The sequence below is a fragment of the Micromonospora sp. DT15 genome, assembly GCF_049841475.1.
GTDB lineage: Bacteria > Actinomycetota > Actinomycetes > Mycobacteriales > Micromonosporaceae > Micromonospora.
In genome coordinates this window covers 143,715-161,028 of record NZ_JBNCKJ010000001.1, presented here as the reverse complement: position 1 = coordinate 161,028, position 17,314 = coordinate 143,715, and the positions used below count along the sequence as shown (strand labels likewise).

At 72.3% G+C, this 17,314-nt stretch carries 19 protein-coding genes and 1 pseudogene; 6 read left to right on the top strand and 14 right to left on the bottom strand.

Going from position 1 to position 17,314, the window contains the following annotated elements:
- Window positions 1-159: 159 nt before the first annotated feature.
- From rnc to rsmD, 7 genes and pseudogenes are all read right to left on the bottom strand, one after another.
- Window positions 160-900 (bottom strand): annotated as a pseudogene (gene rnc / locus ACLQ3F_RS00785) (ribonuclease III); the annotation flags it as partial.
- The gene (locus tag ACLQ3F_RS00780) at window positions 897-1,880 is read right to left on the bottom strand and encodes a phosphate acyltransferase (RefSeq protein WP_357261438.1); all 984 of its coding nucleotides are present in this window, start codon (window positions 1,878-1,880) and stop codon (window positions 897-899) included. The gene ACLQ3F_RS00780 and the pseudogene rnc, both read right to left, overlap by 4 nt.
- Window positions 1,881-1,994: 114 nt before the next feature.
- Window positions 1,995-2,168, bottom strand: coding sequence for a 50S ribosomal protein L32 (rpmF, locus tag ACLQ3F_RS00775; RefSeq protein WP_030335284.1), 174 nt, complete (start codon window positions 2,166-2,168; stop codon window positions 1,995-1,997).
- Between the two features lie 5 nt (window positions 2,169-2,173).
- Window positions 2,174-2,737: a YceD family protein gene (locus ACLQ3F_RS00770; RefSeq protein ID WP_238684615.1), complete on the bottom strand. Its 564-nt coding sequence runs from the start codon at window positions 2,735-2,737 to the stop codon at window positions 2,174-2,176.
- A 109-nt stretch (window positions 2,738-2,846) separates the two neighbouring features.
- Window positions 2,847-3,344 (bottom strand): hypothetical protein, encoded by a 498-nt coding sequence (locus ACLQ3F_RS00765; RefSeq protein WP_355005267.1) that lies wholly within the window; start codon window positions 3,342-3,344, stop codon window positions 2,847-2,849.
- 251 nt (window positions 3,345-3,595) lie between these two features.
- Window positions 3,596-4,078, bottom strand: a complete 483-nt coding sequence (gene coaD, locus ACLQ3F_RS00760) for a pantetheine-phosphate adenylyltransferase (protein WP_357261432.1) — start codon at window positions 4,076-4,078, stop codon at window positions 3,596-3,598.
- Window positions 4,075-4,638, bottom strand: coding sequence for a 16S rRNA (guanine(966)-N(2))-methyltransferase RsmD (rsmD, locus tag ACLQ3F_RS00755; RefSeq protein WP_425845100.1), 564 nt, complete (start codon window positions 4,636-4,638; stop codon window positions 4,075-4,077). The genes coaD and rsmD overlap by 4 nt, the downstream gene beginning before the upstream one ends.
- A 397-nt stretch (window positions 4,639-5,035) precedes the next feature.
- Between rsmD and ACLQ3F_RS00750 the strand changes: the two genes are divergently transcribed.
- Window positions 5,036-5,998, top strand: coding sequence for an LPXTG cell wall anchor domain-containing protein (locus tag ACLQ3F_RS00750; protein ID WP_425845098.1), 963 nt, complete (start codon window positions 5,036-5,038; stop codon window positions 5,996-5,998).
- Between the two features lie 175 nt (window positions 5,999-6,173).
- Here the strand turns inward: ACLQ3F_RS00750 and recG are convergent, their stop codons facing one another.
- Window positions 6,174-8,372, bottom strand: a complete 2,199-nt coding sequence (gene recG / locus ACLQ3F_RS00745; RefSeq protein ID WP_425845095.1) for an ATP-dependent DNA helicase RecG — start codon at window positions 8,370-8,372, stop codon at window positions 6,174-6,176.
- Window positions 8,369-9,982 carry a DAK2 domain-containing protein gene (locus tag ACLQ3F_RS00740; RefSeq protein WP_425845092.1) on the bottom strand — a complete coding sequence of 538 codons (1,614 nt, stop codon included), beginning with the start codon at window positions 9,980-9,982 and terminating at the stop codon, window positions 8,369-8,371. The genes recG and ACLQ3F_RS00740 overlap by 4 nt, the downstream gene beginning before the upstream one ends.
- A gap of 320 nt (window positions 9,983-10,302) precedes the next feature.
- Between ACLQ3F_RS00740 and rpmB the strand changes: the two genes are divergently transcribed.
- Window positions 10,303-10,494, top strand: coding sequence for a 50S ribosomal protein L28 (gene rpmB, locus ACLQ3F_RS00735; RefSeq protein WP_011905179.1), 192 nt, complete (start codon window positions 10,303-10,305; stop codon window positions 10,492-10,494).
- A gap of 139 nt (window positions 10,495-10,633) precedes the next feature.
- Here the strand turns inward: rpmB and ACLQ3F_RS00730 are convergent, their stop codons facing one another.
- Both ACLQ3F_RS00730 and ACLQ3F_RS00725 read right to left on the bottom strand, forming a co-directional pair.
- A complete protein-coding gene (locus ACLQ3F_RS00730; RefSeq protein WP_425845089.1) occupies window positions 10,634-11,095 on the bottom strand; it encodes a GNAT family N-acetyltransferase in 462 nt (153 codons plus the stop codon).
- 29 nt (window positions 11,096-11,124) lie between these two features.
- Window positions 11,125-12,114 carry a thiamine-phosphate kinase gene (locus tag ACLQ3F_RS00725; RefSeq protein WP_425845087.1) on the bottom strand — a complete coding sequence of 330 codons (990 nt, stop codon included), beginning with the start codon at window positions 12,112-12,114 and terminating at the stop codon, window positions 11,125-11,127.
- A 96-nt stretch (window positions 12,115-12,210) separates the two neighbouring features.
- Here ACLQ3F_RS00725 and ACLQ3F_RS00720 point away from each other — a divergent pair, with 96 nt between their 5' ends.
- Together ACLQ3F_RS00720 and ACLQ3F_RS00715 are read left to right on the top strand one after the other, a co-directional pair.
- Window positions 12,211-12,444, top strand: a complete 234-nt coding sequence (locus ACLQ3F_RS00720; protein WP_030487446.1) for an Lrp/AsnC ligand binding domain-containing protein — start codon at window positions 12,211-12,213, stop codon at window positions 12,442-12,444.
- Window positions 12,445-12,453: 9 nt separating this feature from the next.
- Window positions 12,454-13,137 carry a DUF3515 family protein gene (locus ACLQ3F_RS00715; protein ID WP_357198927.1) on the top strand — a complete coding sequence of 228 codons (684 nt, stop codon included), beginning with the start codon at window positions 12,454-12,456 and terminating at the stop codon, window positions 13,135-13,137.
- Between the two features lie 55 nt (window positions 13,138-13,192).
- On the opposite strand, the gene ACLQ3F_RS00710 is transcribed toward ACLQ3F_RS00715, so the two are convergent.
- Window positions 13,193-14,293 (bottom strand): D-alanine--D-alanine ligase family protein, encoded by a 1,101-nt coding sequence (locus ACLQ3F_RS00710; RefSeq protein WP_091393084.1) that lies wholly within the window; start codon window positions 14,291-14,293, stop codon window positions 13,193-13,195.
- A 196-nt stretch (window positions 14,294-14,489) separates the two neighbouring features.
- On the bottom strand, window positions 14,490-14,708 hold the full coding sequence (locus ACLQ3F_RS00705) for a hypothetical protein (RefSeq protein ID WP_030335309.1): 219 nt from the start codon (window positions 14,706-14,708) through the stop codon (window positions 14,490-14,492).
- Between the two features lie 279 nt (window positions 14,709-14,987).
- On the opposite strand from ACLQ3F_RS00705, the gene ACLQ3F_RS00700 reads away from it, so the two are divergent.
- Together ACLQ3F_RS00700 and ACLQ3F_RS00695 are read left to right on the top strand one after the other, a co-directional pair.
- Entirely contained in the window at window positions 14,988-15,833 is an 846-nt protein-coding gene (locus tag ACLQ3F_RS00700) for a helix-turn-helix domain-containing protein (RefSeq protein ID WP_091393087.1), read from the top strand.
- Window positions 15,834-15,838: 5 nt separating this feature from the next.
- Window positions 15,839-16,039: a DUF397 domain-containing protein gene (locus ACLQ3F_RS00695; RefSeq protein WP_355005274.1), complete on the top strand. Its 201-nt coding sequence runs from the start codon at window positions 15,839-15,841 to the stop codon at window positions 16,037-16,039.
- A 141-nt stretch (window positions 16,040-16,180) separates the two neighbouring features.
- On the opposite strand, the gene ACLQ3F_RS00690 is transcribed toward ACLQ3F_RS00695, so the two are convergent.
- Window positions 16,181-17,230, bottom strand: coding sequence for an ROK family protein (locus ACLQ3F_RS00690; RefSeq protein ID WP_357198920.1), 1,050 nt, complete (start codon window positions 17,228-17,230; stop codon window positions 16,181-16,183).
- Between the last annotated feature and the right edge of the window lie 84 nt (window positions 17,231-17,314).

The following is a 17,314-nucleotide window of genomic DNA, read 5'->3' as shown; positions in this document are numbered from 1 at the left end:
CGCCTGCGCCAGGTGGTCGGCCTGCTCGGCTTCCGCCGCCCGCTCGGCGCTCTCCAGCGGCCCGAACGGCTCGCCGCGGTCGGCCGAGTCGTCCCGGTAGGCCGGCTGGTCCTGACGATCGTCGGCGACCGGACCACGCTGGCCGCCGTCGGCGTTCTGACCACCCTGGCTGCCGTCGCCGTTCTGGCCGTTCTGCTCGGCGAGCGTCCGCCAGGCGGCCTCGGCGGCCCGCTGCTCGGCCTCCTTCTTGCTGCGCCCCTCCGCGCCGCCGTACCGGTTGCCGGCAACCACCACCCAGGCGGTGAACGTCTTGAGGTGGTCCGGGCCGGTGCCCTCGATCCGGTACTCCGGTACGCCGAGACCGAGCGCGGCCGTCAGCTCCTGGAGACTGGTCTTCCAGTCCAGTGCGGCCCCACGACCGGCCGACTCGGCCATCAGCGGGTCGAAGAGCCGGTGGATGACGATCCCCGTGGTGTCCAGGCCGTACTGGAGGTAGATCGCGCCGAGCAGCGCCTCCAGCGTGTCGGCGAGGATGCTCGCCTTGTCCCGGCCACCGGTCGTCTCCTCACCCTTGCCGAGCAGCAGGTACGCGCCGAGGCCGTCCGGGCCCAGACCGCGGGCCACGTCGGCGAGCGCCCGCATGTTGACCACGCTGGCCCGCAGCTTGGCCAGCTGTCCCTCGGGCAGGTCCGGGTGGTTGTGGAACAGCGCCGTGGTGATCACCACGCCGAGCACCGAGTCGCCCAGGAACTCCAGCCGCTCGTTGGTCGGCAACCCGCCGTTCTCGTACGCGTACGACCGGTGGGTCAACGCGCGCTGGAGCAGCTCGGGTTCCAGGCTCACTCCGAAGGCGGCTTCCAGGTGACCGACGGACGCCCGCCGCCGCTTGTCGTTGCTCATGTGCGTACCTCGGTGTCGGTGGAGCGGTCGGTGCGACCGGTCGCGGCGTCGCGGTCGAGCAACGCGGTGACCAGATCGGTGGCGCGCCGCCGCCACAGGTGGGCGGCGAGAGCTATGCCGGAGGCGACGTCGTCGGCGCGGGCGGACCCGTGACAGACGACCACCGTCCCCGCGACGCCCAGCAGGGCCGCCGCGCGGGGCGCGCCGCCCTGGGCAGGTGGGCCGCCGGCCATCGCGTACGCGCCCTCAATGGCCTTGAGCAGCACGTTACCGGTGAAGCCGTCGGTGACGACCACATCGGCGCGCGCGCCGAGGGCCACGTCGTACCCCTCGACCAGGCCGACGTAGCGCGCCCCGCCGGGCAGCGGTTCGACGGCGAGCAGGGGGTCGGTGGCGCGGCGGACCCGGTCGCCCTTGCCGGCCTCGGTGCCGACCGAGAGCAGTCCGACCCGGGGCGCGGCGATCGAGTGGGCCACCGCCGCGTAGGCGGCGCCGAGCACGGCGTGGCGGGCGAGGGTGGCCGGGCGGGGTTCCAGGGAGCCACCGACGTCGAGCAACACGACCGGCCCCGCCACGGCGGGCAGGGTCGCGGCCAGCGCGGGTTGGCGGATCTCCGGCGAACGGCCGAGGCCGAGTACGGCCGCGGTGACGGTGGCGCCGGTGGCGCCGGCGGAGACCAGGGCGTCGGCGGTCCCGTCCCGGACGGCGGTGACCGCGGCCCGGACGGTGCTCTCGGAGCGGGCGGCGCTGGGATGGTCGGCCATGCCGACGACATCGCGGACGGGCCGCACCGTGATCCGGGCGCGTTGCACGGGATCGAGGGCAGCAATCAGCTCGTCGGCGACCTCGGTCGGACCGACGAGAAGCAGATGCAGGTCGGGGTCGGCGCGCATGGCCCGCAGAGCGCCGTCAACCACGACGGCGGGAGCGTCGTCCCCGCCGAGGAGGTCAACGGCGATCCGCGCGGCGCCCGGCTCCACCGGAACGCCGGCCGGACTGCGCCGGCCGGCGTCGGAGGGAGCCGGGGCACCGGGCGAATGCCAGGATGCGCGCGCCGCCCGACCTGGGGTCGGGGGCGTCACTCGGCGTCCAGGTCAGACCTCGAGAACCTGGCGGCCGTTGTAGGTGCCGCAGACGGAGCAGGCGGCGTGCGGCAGCTTCGGGGACTTGCACTGCGGGCACGCGACGGTCGCAACCACTGTCGCCTTCCAGTTCGCCCGGCGGGACCGGGTGTTGCTGCGCGACATCTTGCGCTTCGGGACGGCCACGGTTCTTACTCCTCTGTAACGGTCAGTTGCGACAGGCCCGCCCAACGCGGGTCGATCTGCTGGTGACTGTGGTCGGCCGGCAGATCGTCCCAGTGCGCCCCGCATTCAGGGCACAGTCCTGGGCAGTCCTCCCGGCAGAGCGGGTTGGTCGGCAGCGTGAGCACCAACGCGTCCCGCAGCGCCGGCTCCAGGTCGATCAGATCGCCCTGCATCCGGCCCACCTCGTCCTCGTCGGTCGTGGCGTCCGTGGTGCTGTCCTCGTACGCGTACAGCTCCTGGATCGTCACGCCCATCGAGTCGTTGATCTCGCGCAGGCAACGGCCGCACTCGCCCCGGACGGGACCGGTGATGGTCCCGGAGACGAGCACGCCCTCGGACACCGACTGCAACCTCAGATCGAGGTCGAGGTCCGCGCCCTCCGGCACGCCGATCAACTCCACACCGAGGTCCGCCGGTGCCGGCACGACCCGCTGGACCTCACGCAACGCGCCAGGGCGACGCGGCAGGTCCCTCGTGTCGAGGACCAGCGGCGCCCTGGGGTTGAGTGTCGATGGCGAGTGCTTGGGCATAGTTAGACTCCGGCCGGTGAGAGGCCGACAAAAAAGGTTACCTGGACGACCGCCCGACCGTCGAACCGGGGGCGACGCCCGCCTGAGAAGTCGGCTGGTGAGGTGCCGCTCAGAAGGGTAGCGGGCGTTCCGCCTCATCCCCAGCGAAGGTGCCGATCTCCCGCAGCGCGTGCATCTTGTCCCGGCCGCGCTCTATCGAGGCCAGCGCCCGGGTGAGGAACTGCTCGAAGTTGGCCAGCGCGGTGTCGACGTAGTCGTCGACCTCCTCACGCAGGCGTTGCGCCTCGGCGCGGGCCTCACCGATGATCCGGGCGCCCTCGTGCTCGGCCGACACGGTGATCTCGTTCACCGAGACCAGGCGGGCGTGTTCTGCCTCACCCTCGCTGATGATCCGGTCCGCCTCGCGCTTGCCGGCGTCCATGATCTTGTCCCGCTCCTCCAGGAGCGCGGCGGCGCGACGCAGGTCGGCGGGGAGATCGGCACGCATCTCATCGAGGGCAGCGATCATCTCACCCCGGTCGACCATGCAGTTGTTGCGCGACATCGGGACGGAGCGGGCCTGCTCCAGGATGGCGATCAGTTCTTCGATGCGATCGAGCGGGTCCACCGGCTACCTCACTCCTGTCGTTCGTCGGCCGACCTCCATGATGCGGGCTACGGCCGTTCCCCGCGCCACCAATCATGTCGTGCCGGCCCCACCGCCGCCCCACTCACCCCAACCCGGCGAGTCGCGACATAGTCACCCGCAGCTCCCACCGCGCCGATCTTGCACTTTCGGTCACGTCAAACCATGCCGAAACAGGCGATGCGGGCACCGCAAGTGCAAGATCGCGAAGGTGGAGGGGAGTCAGGGTCCGTTCAGTGGCGGGGGCCCAGGCGGGCCTGGAGGGCTTCGCGGACCGGGTCGGGGACGTGGGCGGAGATGTCGCCACCCCACTTGGCCACGTCCTTCACCAGGCTCGACGAGAGGAACGAGTAGAGCGGGTTGGTCGGCATGAAAAGCGTCTCGACGCCGGCCAGACCGATGTTCATCTGGGCCATCTGCAACTCGTAGTCGAAGTCGCTGACCGCCCGCAGGCCCTTGATCAGCACACTGGCCTGCTGCGCCCGGCAGAAGTCCACCAGCAGCCCTCGGAACGACTCGACCCGCACGTTGCCGTACGACGAGGTCACCTCGCGGAGCATCTCGATGCGCTCCTCGACGGTGAACAGGCCACTCTTCGACTGATTCACCAGCACACCGACGATCACCTCGTCGAAGAGCCGACTGGCCCGCCCGATGATGTCGAGGTGTCCGTTGGTGACCGGATCGAACGAACCGGGGCACACCGCACGTCTCATGATCGGCGACCGTACCAAAGGGTGGTCTCGCCGTAACGGCGACTGCGCTCGGCGGTGATCCCCTCCACCCAGTCGAACTCCCTGGTGCGGCGGGACCGCTCCACCACCACCAACGCGTCGGGCGCCAGCCAACCGCCGTCGACCAGCGCGGCCAACAGCGCGGTGATCTCCTCGTCCGGCACTGCGTACGGCGGATCGGCGAAGACCACGTCGTACGGCCCGTCGTCCGGCCCGGCGGCCAGCACCGTCGCCACCTTGCCGGTGACCAGACGGGCCGCCGGACCCGCACGGAGGGCCGTCACGTTCTCCCGGATCACCCGGGCCGCCCGCGGGTCGGACTCGACCAGCAACACGTGCCGGGCACCTCGGGAGAGCGCCTCCAGCCCGACCGCGCCGGAGCCGGCGTACAGGTCCGCGAAGCGGGCGCCTTCGAGATCGACAGCGGCCTGGACGGCACTGAACAGCGCCTCCCGAACCCGGTCCGAGGTGGGTCGGGTGCCGGCGCCGGGTGGCGCGGCGATACGCCGACCACCGAGCGTCCCAGCCACGATCCGGGTCACCGTTTCCTCCTGCTCATGCCCGCGACGCTACGCGATGCGGCGCGGACCCGGTCAGCACGGCGCGGATCCGAGGAGCGGGCCGGCCAGCGACGACAGGGGGCACCTGAGCAGCCCCGACGGCACGGCGTCCATCGTGGAGCCCGGGCGGCGCGGGCCGTCCCCAGTGATCGGACCGACACCTTCGGTATATCAAAGATCACGAATCAACTACATTGCCGGATGGCAATGATCTGAACTCCCCTCATTAACCACCCATCAGTACAGTCTCCCCCTGTCCCCGCTTTCGCCGCGGGAACACCACCGCGTCGCGCGACGCCCCGGTGAGCAGTGACTGCCCGGTCACGATGCCTCCCGGCCTTCCGCCACGCGATCCGTACCCCCCTCACCAGGAGCAGGCGTGAACCCTCCCAAGTCTCCGTTCCGGCGCGTCGCGGCCATCGCCGCGGGTGCGCTGATCGGCCTCGCCGGCGTCGGCGTCATCGCGAGCCCCGCGAGCGCCCACCACCCCGAGCCCTCCGGCACCTACTGCCTGACCTCCGACGGCCAGATCAAGGTGACCTGGACGGTCGGCAACAGCGAGAACATCAGCGCGAAGATCACCACGCTGAAGTCGACCGTTCCGGCCGACTTCACCGGCGGCCTGGCGCAGGACGCCACTCTGCCGGCGAAGGGCGAGGGTTTCCTCACCGGCACCCAGGCCCACCGCTTCGACCAGAAGCGGCCGACGATCGAGCTGACCGTCGAGGCCCGTTGGGTGCGCGCCGACCGGATCGTGAGCGAGTCGCGGACCGTGGCCGCCGAGCCGAAGGGCACCTGCGCGGCAGAGGCCACGCCGTCGCCCAGCAGCCCGACGCCGACCGCCACTCCGTCGGCGACCCCCAGCCCGACCCCCACTGCCACCTCGCCGTCGCCGAGCCAGCCTCCGACCCAGAGCCCGACCCCGACTGCCACCCCGGCTCCGGCGGAGCCGGTGGGCTCGGTCGAGTCGACCTGCGACAAGCTGACCTTCACGATCGAGAACCCCGCCGACGGTGAGACCGTCACGCTCACCCTGACCCCGAACAAGGGCGAGGTGAAGACGCTGGTCGTCAAGCCGGGCGAGACCGGTTCCGTCTCCTTCGACGCGACCGAGGGTCTCGTCGTCACTCCGGCGGCCGAGGGCCTCGACGACACCGAGCCGATCGCCTGGGAGAAGCCGGCCGACTGCACCCCGGGTCAGGGTGGCGGTAAGGACGAGCCGGCTCTGCCGCTGACCGGTGCCGCCACTGGCGGAATCATCGCCGGCGCCGTGGTGCTGCTGGCCGCCGGTGCCGCCCTGTTCGTGGTGGCCCGTCGTCGTCGGGTTCGCTTCACCGCCTGAGACAACCCGCTCTGACAGTTGAGGGCGCGTCGACCACCCGGTCGGCGCGCCCTCAGCCATGTAGTGGCCTGCGTGATCGACTCGACATCACTGAACCTGGGGTATCCCCGTCGGCGGGATACCCCGGTTTCATGAAAGCCGAGTCGATCATCAGCCGGCGCAGCCCGGCGCGTGGTCAGCCCTTCTCCAGGTACTCCGCGCGGTCCTCGTCCACCAGTGCGGCCACCGACGCGGCCAGTGCCGGGCTGCGGGCCAGCTCCGGGTCGTCCTCGATCAGGGTGATCGCCTCGGCGCGGGCGTCGCGGATCAGGTCGGCGTCGCGCCGCAGGGACAGCAACCGCAGGTGCGAGCGGTGCCCGGACTGGGTGGCACCCAGCACGTCGCCCTCGCGGCGTTGCTCCAGGTCCAGTTCGGCGAGCTTGAAACCGTCGCTCGTGGACGCCACAGCGTCCAACCGTTCCCGCGCCGACGAACCCTCGGCCGCCTCGCTGACCAGCAGGCACAGCCCGGCGGCGGCACCCCGGCCGACCCGGCCCCGCAACTGGTGCAGTTGGGACACACCGAACCGGTCGGCGTCCAGCACGATCATCACTGTCGCGTTCGGCACGTCCACGCCGACCTCGATCACTGTCGTCGCCACCAGCACGTCCAGGTCACCGGCCGCGAAGGAACGCATCACCGCGTCCTTCTCGTCGGCCGGCAGGCGACCGTGCAGGACCCCGATCCGCAGGCCGAGCAACGGCCCCTCGGCCAGCAGCGGGGCCACCTCGGTCACCGCCAGCGGCGGCCGACGGCCGTTGTCGTCCTCGGCTGGCGGCTCCTCGTCGCTGGTCGGCCCGTCACCGATCCGCGGGCACACCACGTACGCCTGGTGGCCGGCGGCCACCTCCTCGCGCAGCCGACGCCAGGCCCGATCCAGGTAGGCGGGCTTCTCGGCGGCCGGCACCACGTGCGAGGCGATCGGCGACCGCCCCCGGGGCAACTGGGAGAGCGTGGAGACCTCAAGGTCGCCGTAGACGGTCATCGCCACAGTGCGCGGGATCGGGGTGGCCGTCATCACCAGCACGTGCGGCGGCTGGTCGGCCTTGGCACGCAGGGCATCGCGTTGCTCCACGCCGAAGCGGTGCTGCTCGTCGACCACCACCAGGCCGAGGTCGGCGAAGTCGACCCCCTCGTAGAGCAGGGCGTGGGTGCCGAGCACGATGCCGGCGGCACCGCTGGCCACCTCGCCGAGCGCCCGGCGGCGGGCCGCCGCGCCGAGCGAGCCGGTGACCAGCTCGACCCGGGTGGCGTGCTCGGCGGAGCCCAGCTCACCGGCCCGCCCGAGCGGCCCGAGCAGGTCGAGCATGCCGCGGTGGTGCTGGGCGGCCAGCACCTCGGTGGGCGCCAGCAGCGCGGCCTGCCCACCCGCGTCGACAACCTGGAGCATCGCCCGTAGCGCCACCACCGTCTTGCCCGAGCCCACCTCGCCCTGCAACAGGCGGTGCATGGGGTGCGGAGTGGCCAGGTCAGCAGCGATCTCCACACCGACCTCCCGCTGACCGGCCGTCAGCTCGTACGGGAGTCGGGCGTCGAAGGCCTCCAACAGCCCGTCCGGGCGCGCCGGGCGGGGCCGGGCCGGCCAGTCGGCAGCCCGGTGCTTGCGCTGCACCAGGGTCACCTGGACGGCGAAAGCCTCGTCCCACTTGAGGCGCCGCCGCGCCTGGTGCAGCGCCTCCTTGCTGGACGGCCGGTGGATCTCGGTCAGCGCGACGCCCAGCCCGACCAGCTTGCGGCTGGCCCGCACGGCGCTCGGCAGTGGATCGTCCGGCGGGGTGAACGTGTCCAGTACGACGCGCACGCAGCGCGCGATCACCCAGGTCGGTACGGCCGCGGCGGCCGGGTAGACCGGGATCAGCGCCCCGGCGAACTCCTCGATGTCGTCGCTGAGCGCCGCCTCGCCGTCGCCACCCTCACCGAGCAGGACGTACTCCGGGCCGTTGAGCTGCCGTTTGCTGCGGAACTCGGTGACCTTGCCGGCGAACAGACCCCACCGGCCCGGGCGCAGCTCGCGCTCCCGCCACGCCTGGTTGCCGAAGAAGGTCAAGGTCAGCACCCCGCCGGAGCCGTCGCCGACGGTCACCTCCAGCAGGTTGCCCCGTCGCTGACGCATCGGGCGCACAGTGGTGCGCTGCACCTGGGCCATGACGGTGACCTGCTCACCGACGTCCAGTGAGCGGATGTCGGTGTGTTCACCGCGCTCGTCGTAGCGACGGGGGAAGTGGTAGACCAGGTCACCAGCGGTGTGCAGGTCGAGGTGCGAGGCCAGCGCCTTTGCTGTCTTGTCCCCGACCAGCTTCTTCAGCGGAGTGTCCACGGTGGCTGGTTTGCTCATTCGATCCCTACCAGGAGCGGATAAAACGGCTGGCCGCCCGGGTACGCGTGCACCTCGACGAACGGCCAGCGTCGCGCGACGTGCGCGCGGACGGCGTCGGTGAGCCCGGCCGGAGCGTCCACCCCGGCCAGCAGGGTGACCATCTCGCCGCCACCACCGAGCATCCGGTCGACCACCGCCGCGCAGGTGTCGGTGAGGTCGGTGCCGATCAGGTGCACCTCCCCCTCCACCAGCGCCAGCACGTCACCGGGGCGGCACGGGCCGGCGACGGTCAGCGCCTCCCGGCTGGCATGGCAGACCTCGGCGTACCGGCAGGCCCCAGCCGCCTCGGCCATTGCGATCACGTCGTCCTCGAAACGGCGGTCACCGTCGCGGACCGCGAGCGCCGCCAGTGCCTGCACCGGCGAGCGGGTCGGCACCACGCTCACCTTGATGCCGTGTCGATGGGCCTCACGGGCGGCGGCGCTCGCCACCGCCTCGGTGTTGGCGTCGTTGGGCAGCACCACGACGCGGGCCGCGCCGGTGCTGCGGACGGCGTCCAGCAACTCACCGGTGGACGGGTTGCCCGGCACGACGGTCGCGCCCTCCGCGGCGAACAGGTCGGCGATGCCGCCACCGGTGGCCACCACCACCGCGGCCCGGCCGGCCACCACCGGGCCCGAGGGCGACTCCGGCTGGTCGGCGAAACGGGTGACCGAGATGCGGTACGGGCGGCCGGCGGCGACACCCGCCTCCACCGCCGCGCCCACGTCGTTGACGTGCACGTGCACGTTCCAGGTGCCTTCCGGCTCACGCCCGTCGCCGACGACGACCAGCGAGTCTCCCAGGGCGTCGAGGGCCCGCCACAACCCGTCGACCGCCTCGGCGCTGGCGTCGAGCAGGAACTGCACCTCGTACGCGTACTCGTCCGAACCGGTCTCGCGGGCGACGGTGGCCGCCGGGCGGGCGGAGCGCGGTGCCGGTGCGGGCCGGGCGGCGCTCTCCCCGGTCAGCACCTCGACCAGGGCGTCGAGCAGCACGCAGAGCCCCCGGCCACCGGCGTCGACCACACCAGCGCGGGCCAACGCCGGCAACTGCTCCGGGGTGCGGGCGAGCGCCTCGGCCGCCGCCCGGGCCGCGACGCCGGCCACCGCCGGCAGGTCGTCGCTGTCCGCGCCTTCGGCCGCGACGGCGGCGGCCGAGATCACGGTGAGCAGGGTGCCCTCGACCGGCCGGGAGACCGCCGTGTACGCGGCGGTGGTGCCGGAGCGCAGCGCGGCGGCGAACTCCCGGCCACGCACCGCCGGCACCCCGGCGACGTGGTCGGCGAGACCACGCAGGATCTGCGAGAGGATCACCCCGGAGTTTCCCCGCGCGCCGAGCAGCGCGCCCTGGGCCATCAGCCGCAGCGCGTGCCCGTGCGCTGTCGGCCCGCTGTGCGGGAGAGTGTCCAGATCCATGGCGAGGGCCTGCTGCGCCGAGGTGAGGGTGAGCACCAGGTTGGTGCCGGTGTCGCCGTCGGGCACCGGATAGACGTTGAGCTGGTCGATCTCGCCCTGGTGGCGCTTCAGTGCGGCCAGCCCGCTCGCGCACCAGCGGCGGACCGCGGCGGCGTCGAGGGTGTCCAGCACGGGCAGAAGCCTACTGGCGCGCACCGACACCCGTCGGACTCGTCCGGCGTGTCCTCCCGGGGCCCGGGCGGCGCGGGCCGCAGTCTCTCGCGGGGCCCGTGCGGCGCTGGCCGCAGCGGGGACGAGCGCCTCCGGTACCCTTGCCGCCGGGCCGGCCCACCGCAGGGCGGACGGGCCCACGACCAGGCGTGAGCCGGGGCACGGGCGAGCGCCGGACCGGGCCGGTTGGCCGGGTCGGCGAGTCATCGGGTAACCTGACCAGGTTGCCCGGGCAGCACCTGCCGGCGACCTCATGAACGTATCAATCCCAGGAGTATCCCGTGGCTAGCGTGTGCGACGTCTGTGGCAAGGGACCGGGCTTCGGCCACAACGTGTCCCACTCGCACCGGCGGACCAACCGCCGCTGGAACCCGAACATCCAGTCGGTGCGTACCCCGGCCGGTGGCGGCAACACCAAGAAGTTGAAGGTCTGCACCTCGTGCATCAAGGCCGGCAAGGTCACCCGCGCCTGACGCGGTAGCACCCACCTTTCGTTCGGCTCAGCCGGCGGACCCCGAGGGTCCGCCGGCTCTGTCGTGTTCCCGGGCGGACGACGCGCACACCGCCCCGCCGAGGCCCGGCAGACCGCCCAGTCCGGGCCCGGCGAGCGGGTCAGAGGGTACGGCCGAAGGAGACGCAGCCCTCCGCGTCCTTGTAGAAGCCGAAGTTCGGGATCCGTTCGTACCCGGCGGAGCCGTACATGGCGATCGCCTCGGGCTGCTTGTCGCCGCACTCCAGGACCACCCGCTTGCGACAGTGCTCGCGGGCGGAGCGCTCGACGGCCGCCAGCACCGCGCGGGCCACCCCCTGCCCCCGTGCCGCCGGAGCCGTGTACATCCGCTTCAGCTCCGCACTGTCCGCGCCGTGGCTGCGCCAGCCACCGCAGCCGACCGGCTCACCGGCCAGGTAGGCCACCAGGAACGCGCCGTCGGGCGGCTCGAACTCGGCCGCGTCCACCGGGGTGTCGTCGCCGGTGCCGCCGTAACGGGCACCGAGGTCGGCAAGTGCGGCATGGATCAGGTGCTGCGCCACCGGTGCGTCGAACCGCACCGCCCGGATCTCGATCTCACTCACGGTATCCAGGGTACGGCCGCGCGCGGGCCTCACCGGAAGTGGTCCCAGCCAGCCGGGCCGTCGTAGGCGACGCCGTCGACCGTCACGCCGGCACCGTCGGTGACCAGACCGATCGGCCGCCAGCCCGGCGGCAACGCCACCGCCGGGGGGAAGGTCGCGGCCAGCGCGTGATCGTCGCCACCGGCGAGGATCCAGGTGTACGGGTCGACGCCGAGCGCCTGCGCCGCGTCGGCCATCTGCCGGGGCACCTCGAACCCGTCGCGGCGCACGTCGATCGCCACCCCGCTGGCCGCCGAGACGTGCCCGAGGTCGGCGAGGAGCCCGTCCGACACGTCGATCATGGAGGTGGCGCCGAGCTGGGCGGCTTGCGGGCCGGCCTGGTAGGGCACCTGCGGCCGCCGGTACGCCTCCACCAACAGCCGGGGCGTACGGAAGCCCCGGGTCAGCACTGTCAGCCCGGCTGCCGCGTACCCGGTGCGCCCGGCCAGAGCGAGCACGTCCCCCGGTCGGGCGCCCGAGCGCAGCACGGGCGGACGGCCCGCCAGGTCGCCCAGCGCGGTGACCGCGACGGTCAGGGTGGGACTGGCCGACATGTCCCCGCCGACGACGCTCGCGCCGACCGTCGCGGCCTCCGCGGATAGCCCGTCGGCCAACTCCTCCGCCCAGGCGGTGTCCAGGTCCGCCGGCATGCAGAGAGCGACCAGCAGGGCGGTCGGCGTGGCACCCATCGCCGCGATGTCCGCCAGGTTGGCGGCTGCCGCCCGGTGCCCGACGTCGCGGGCCGAAGACCAGTCCCGCCGGAAGTGCCGCCCGTCGACCAGCACGTCGGTGGAGGCCGCCACCCGGCCGTCCGGCGCGGCCACCACCGCCGCGTCGTCGCCCGGGCCGAGCAGGGTCGTCGGCCCGTACGACAGCCGGGCGGTGATTCGCCCGATCAACCCGAACTCCCCGATCCCGGACACCCCGACGCCACCGCGGGCGTTCCGCCCGTGCTGCCCGGCCCCGCCGTGCTCGCTCACCGCTGCTCCTTGACCACCGATAGGGATCAGACCTGGTCCGTAAGGTACTTTCACCCTTCGGGCCGCTCCCGGGCGGCGACGGACGGAGGTCGAGTCGTGGTACAGGCGTACATCCTCATCCAGACCGAGGTCGGCCGCGCACGTGACGTGGCGGGTCTCATCGCGGACATCCCCGGCGTGGTACGCGTCGACGCCGTCACCGGGCCGTACGACGTGGTCGTCCTCACCGAGGCGAACACGGTCGACGAGCTCGGCAAACTCATCGTCAGCAAGGTGCAGATGGTGCCCGGCATCACCCGCACCCTCACGTGTTCGGTGGTGCGGCTGTAAGTGGACGAGATGACGACCTCCTCCTCGGCTCTGGACGACGGCGGGGCACGCGACGCGGCCGACGGGACGTCCGAGCCGGCTGACGGTAACCGCGAGTCGACCGATCCCGCCGCCGCCGCGCCGGCCGGCCGTGATCGGACCATGCGTGGCGCGGCCCTGCTGGCCACGGTGATCGCGCTGCCGATCACGCTGCTGGTGGCCGTGCTGGCCTTCAGCAAGCTCAGCCCGGACGCGCCGGCCGCAGCGCCGACGCCCTCCGCGACCACCGCCCGGGTGCAGTCCACCACCCCGGTGGAGATGGCCGCCCCGGCGCTGGCCGCCCGCCCGGCCACTGTCTGCCGGGCCCTGCTCTCGCAGCTTCCGGCGAGCATCCGCGACCTGGCCCAGCGGCCGGTCACCGCCGGCCCGGAGCAGAACGCCGCCTACGGCGACCCCGCGCTCACCGTGGCCTGCGGCGGCACCGAGCCGACCTTTCCCAGCACCGACGAGGTCTGGACGGTAAACGGGGTCTGTTGGCACCTGGCCGATCAGGCCGACGCCGCGGTCCTCTCCACCGTCGACCGGGAGACGCTGATCACGGTGCGCGTCCCGCGCTCGTACGAGCAGCCGTTGCAGTGGTTGCCGACGATTTCCAGCACGATCGTGGCGAGCGTGCCCTCCGGCGGCGCGATCCCGTCCGGCTGCCAGCGCTGAACCCGAACCGACTCCGCCCGCGCCGGTCAGCCGGCGCGGGCGGGGTTCGGACGGCTCAGTGCAGGCCGACGCCGCGCCGCTGGGCGGTACGGATCAGCCTGTTGACCAGCTTCGGGTACTCCAGGCCGGAGGCCGCCCACATCCGCGGGAACATCGACGTCGGGGTGAAGCCGGGCATCGTGTTGATCTCGTTGAGGTAGACGTCCAGCTCGGGAGTGACGAAGAAGTCGGCCCGGGCGAGACCGGCGCAGTCCAGCGCGGTGAACGCGCGGACCGCGTACTCCTGCACCTGGCGGGTCACCTTCTCCGGCAGGTTGGCCGGAATGTCGTACTCGCAGGAGTCGTCGAGGTACTTCGCCTCGAAGTCGTAGAAGTCGTGGTCGGCGACGACCCGCACCTCGGCCAGCACGGACGCCTCGGGCGTGCCACCGGCCTCGCCCTCCAGCACACCGCACTCGATCTCGCGGCCGACGATCGCCGCCTCGATGATGACCTTCGGGTCGAACTGCCGGGCGGCGGCGACCGCCGCATCAAGCTCGGCCCAGTCGGTGACCTTGCTGACGCCGAACGACGAACCGGCCCGGGACGGCTTGACGAAGACCGGCAGGCCGAGGCGCTCCTTGTCCTGCTCGCTGAGCGTCATGCCGTTGCGCAGCACGGCGTACGTGCCGACCGGGATGCCCTCTACGGCACAGAGCTTCTTGGTGAACTCCTTGTCCATGGCGGCCGCGGAGGCGAACACGTTCGCCCCGACGTAGGGGATGCCGGCCATCTCCAGCATGCCCTGGATCGTGCCGTCCTCGCCGTAGGTGCCGTGCAGGACCGGGAAGACCACGTCCACGTCGGCCAGCGCCCGGGGGCCCTCGGTCGGGTCGAGCACCATCAGTCCGTTACCGGTGGGGTCGGCGCGCAGCACGATGTCGTCGCCCGAGTCGGCGGTGATCTCCGGCAGCTGACGGGCGTTGATCGCGAGCTGGGCGGGGTCTCCGTTGGTCAGCACCCACTGGCCGGCCCGGGTGATGCCCACCGGCACCACCTCGAACTCATCCGGGTCGAGTGCGCCGAACACGCTGCCGGCGCTGACGCAGGAGATGCCGTGCTCCGGGCTGCGTCCGCCGAAGACGATCGCCACGCGGGTCTTGCCTGGGGTGGTCACTCCGGTCACCTCTTCGTACGCGACTGCGGCTGGTCGTGCTCGCCGGTGGCGCTCACCCGGTTGACCTTACTGTGCGTGGCCGCGAGGCGAGGCGATACCCGGCGAGCCACGGGACGACACGGCAAACAGTCAGGAGAGGATATACGGTGCGTAATCGGACGGTGGCAGTGTCACGGACCGCCGACCCGGGGCTTGTTCAGTCCCGGGAGTGCCGGCGGCCGACCGCGATCACCTTCACCCGCTGCCGGCCGGCCCGCACCATGCCCAGCGCCATGAACGCTCCGGCGATGCGGTCGGCGGCCTCCCGGCTGCTGGCCCCGACGACCTGCCGGCGCCGTTCCGGCGCGACCCGCTCGTTGCGGTTGACGCCCTCGACGGGGCGCACGTCGGTGAGCACCACGAGGAAGCGGGTCATCGCACTCCGCCCGAGGGTACGGCGGGGGGCTCCGGGCGGGTTCGCACGTCGTCTCCTTCCGGCGGGCCGGGGGTGGAGGGGCGGCACGCGACGATCGGGTACGGGGGAGAAACCCGATCGCCGCGCGCCCCATCCCCTCCGGTCGCTCACCACCACCGTCGCCACGACAACCGGCGGTGAGGACGCCATAACAGATTGACACGTGTATAGGCGTGAATGCAACTCCCATAGACGTTCTCTCATGCAGACGTTCCCGCAAATGTATGCGACCATCGATGCATGGCCCCCAAGACCGCCCGCGCCCGCCGGCTCGGCATCGCCCTGCGCCACCACCGGGAAGCCGCCGGGCTGACGCTGGAGACCGCGGCGGACGAGATCAACAGCACCCGCAGCACCCTCTCCCGCTACGAGAACGCCCAGACCCTGATCAGCCCCGCCACCGTGCGCGCCCTGCTCACGTCGTACGGGGTCAGTGCCGAGGAGGTGGCCGCGGCGGTGCAGCTCGCCAAGGACGCCCGCAAGCCCGGCTGGTGGGTGTCGTACTCCTACCTGCTGGATCCGCGCACCATCGACTTCATCGCACTGGAGGCCGAGGCGACCGCCATCGCCAACTTCGAACCCTCGGTGGTGCCCGGCCTGTTGCAGACCGCTGACTACATCCGTGGCGTCATGCGCGGCGGGCCGCACACCCTCGGCGACGACCTGGTGGAGCAGCGGGTCAAGATCCGGCTCGACCGACAACAGCGGCTCACCGCCGACCAGCCGCCCATCCTCGACGCGATCATCGACGAGGGCGCGCTGCTACGGCCGGTCGGTGACCAGTCGGTGATGAACGGGCAATTACGGCACCTGGTCAAGATGGCCGAGTTGCCGAACATCAGCGTCCAGGTGATCCCGCTCTCCGCCGGCTACCACCGGGGCACCCGGGGTTCCCTGCACATCCTCGAGTTCGCCGACCCGGAGGACCCGATCATCGCGTCGGTGGAGACCGTCGCGGGTCAGATGATCCTCGACCGCGCCGGCGAGACGCGTACCTGCACCAAGATCATGGAGCATCTCCGAAGCGTGGCGCTCAGCCCGGCGGACAGCCGCGAGATGCTCCTGTCAGTCCTGAAGGGACGGTAGGACCGATGACCCCGATGATCACAGCGGCCTTGGCCGCGGCGCGCTGGCGCAAGAGCAGCCGCAGCGGCGACGAAGGTGCCTGCGTGGAGGTGGCCGCGATCCCGCGGCTCATTGCCGTGCGCGACTCCAAGGACCCGGCCGGCCCGGCCCTGCTGTTCCCAACGGCCGCCTGGGCCGCCTTCGCCCAGGCACCACCGCAGCGCTGACCAGCGGTGCCGCCTGGGCCGCCATCGTCCAGGCGGCACCGCAGCGCTGACCAGCGGTGCCGCCTGGGCCGCCATCGTCCAGGCGGCACCGCAGCGCTGACCAGCGGTGCCGAGCCGGTGCGGGCCGAGGCCCGCGCCGGCTCAGGCAACCAGCGGGCGAGGCTCCGGGGTGGCGCGTAGCGCCTCCAGCGCGGCGATCGCGACGCCTCGGGCACCGGCCATGTCCCGATCCGGCACCAGGGCGAAGGTGGCCACCGCCGCCTGCTCCTCGCGGAGCACCGTGTGCTCGCGGACCGTCGCCAGGAACCAGTCGCGGAACTCCGGTGCCGCCTCCACCACTCCGCCGCCGACGAAGTACGCGTGCGGGTCGCTGAAGTTCGCGGCGACGGTGAACAGCCGCCCCAGCGCCATCGCCTGCTGGGTGAAGAGGTCCCGTGCGAGGGCGTCCTCGCGCTCGCCGTACCCCCGGACCAGCTTTGCCGCCCGGGCCACCGGCTCGGCGGCGAGCGGGTGGTCGGGGTACCGGGTCAGCCAGTACGGCAGCAGGTTGCGTTCGATGCCGGTCAGCGAGGCGATGCTCTCGACATCTCCGGTGAAACCGCAGGCGCAGGTGGGCTCCGGCTGACCCGGGCCGAGCAACCCGCTCAGCGGGATGTGCACGTGCCCCAGCTCCCCCGCCATGCCGGCCGCACCGGCGATCACCCGACCGCTCTCGACCACACCGCCACCCAGGCCGGTGCCGACGATCGCGGACACTGACGAGCGGCTCATCGCGTCGGCGCCGAAGTAGACGTGGTGGGCGTAGAGCGCTGCCGCATTGCCGTCGTTGTGATAGATCACCGGCAGCCCGAGCCGTCGCTCCAGCGCCCCTCGCACGTCGAAGCCTCGCCAGGCCGGCTGCGAGAAGTTGGTGGAGCCCCGCGACGAGATGACGCCGTCGGCGCTGGCCGGGCCGGGAGTGTCCAGCCCGACCGCCTGGACCAGGTCACGCGGCACGCCGGTCTGCGCCAGGGCGCCGTCCAACGCCTGGGCCAACGCCTCGATCGCCGCCTCCGGCCCGGCCCGCACCTCGCTGGGGATCTCCAACAGCCCGTCCACCAGGAAACGGCCGTCCACCGTCAGCACTGTGGCGTTGTTGCTGGTGCCGCCGTTGTCCAGCCCGACGACCACCGGCACCCCTGTGCTGCCCACCGAAACCGCCTCCCGCCGTCATGAGTGTGAGCCGAGGCTAGTGCCAACCCCTCTCCCCCGCCATGCCCGGGCGGCCCCGCCAGC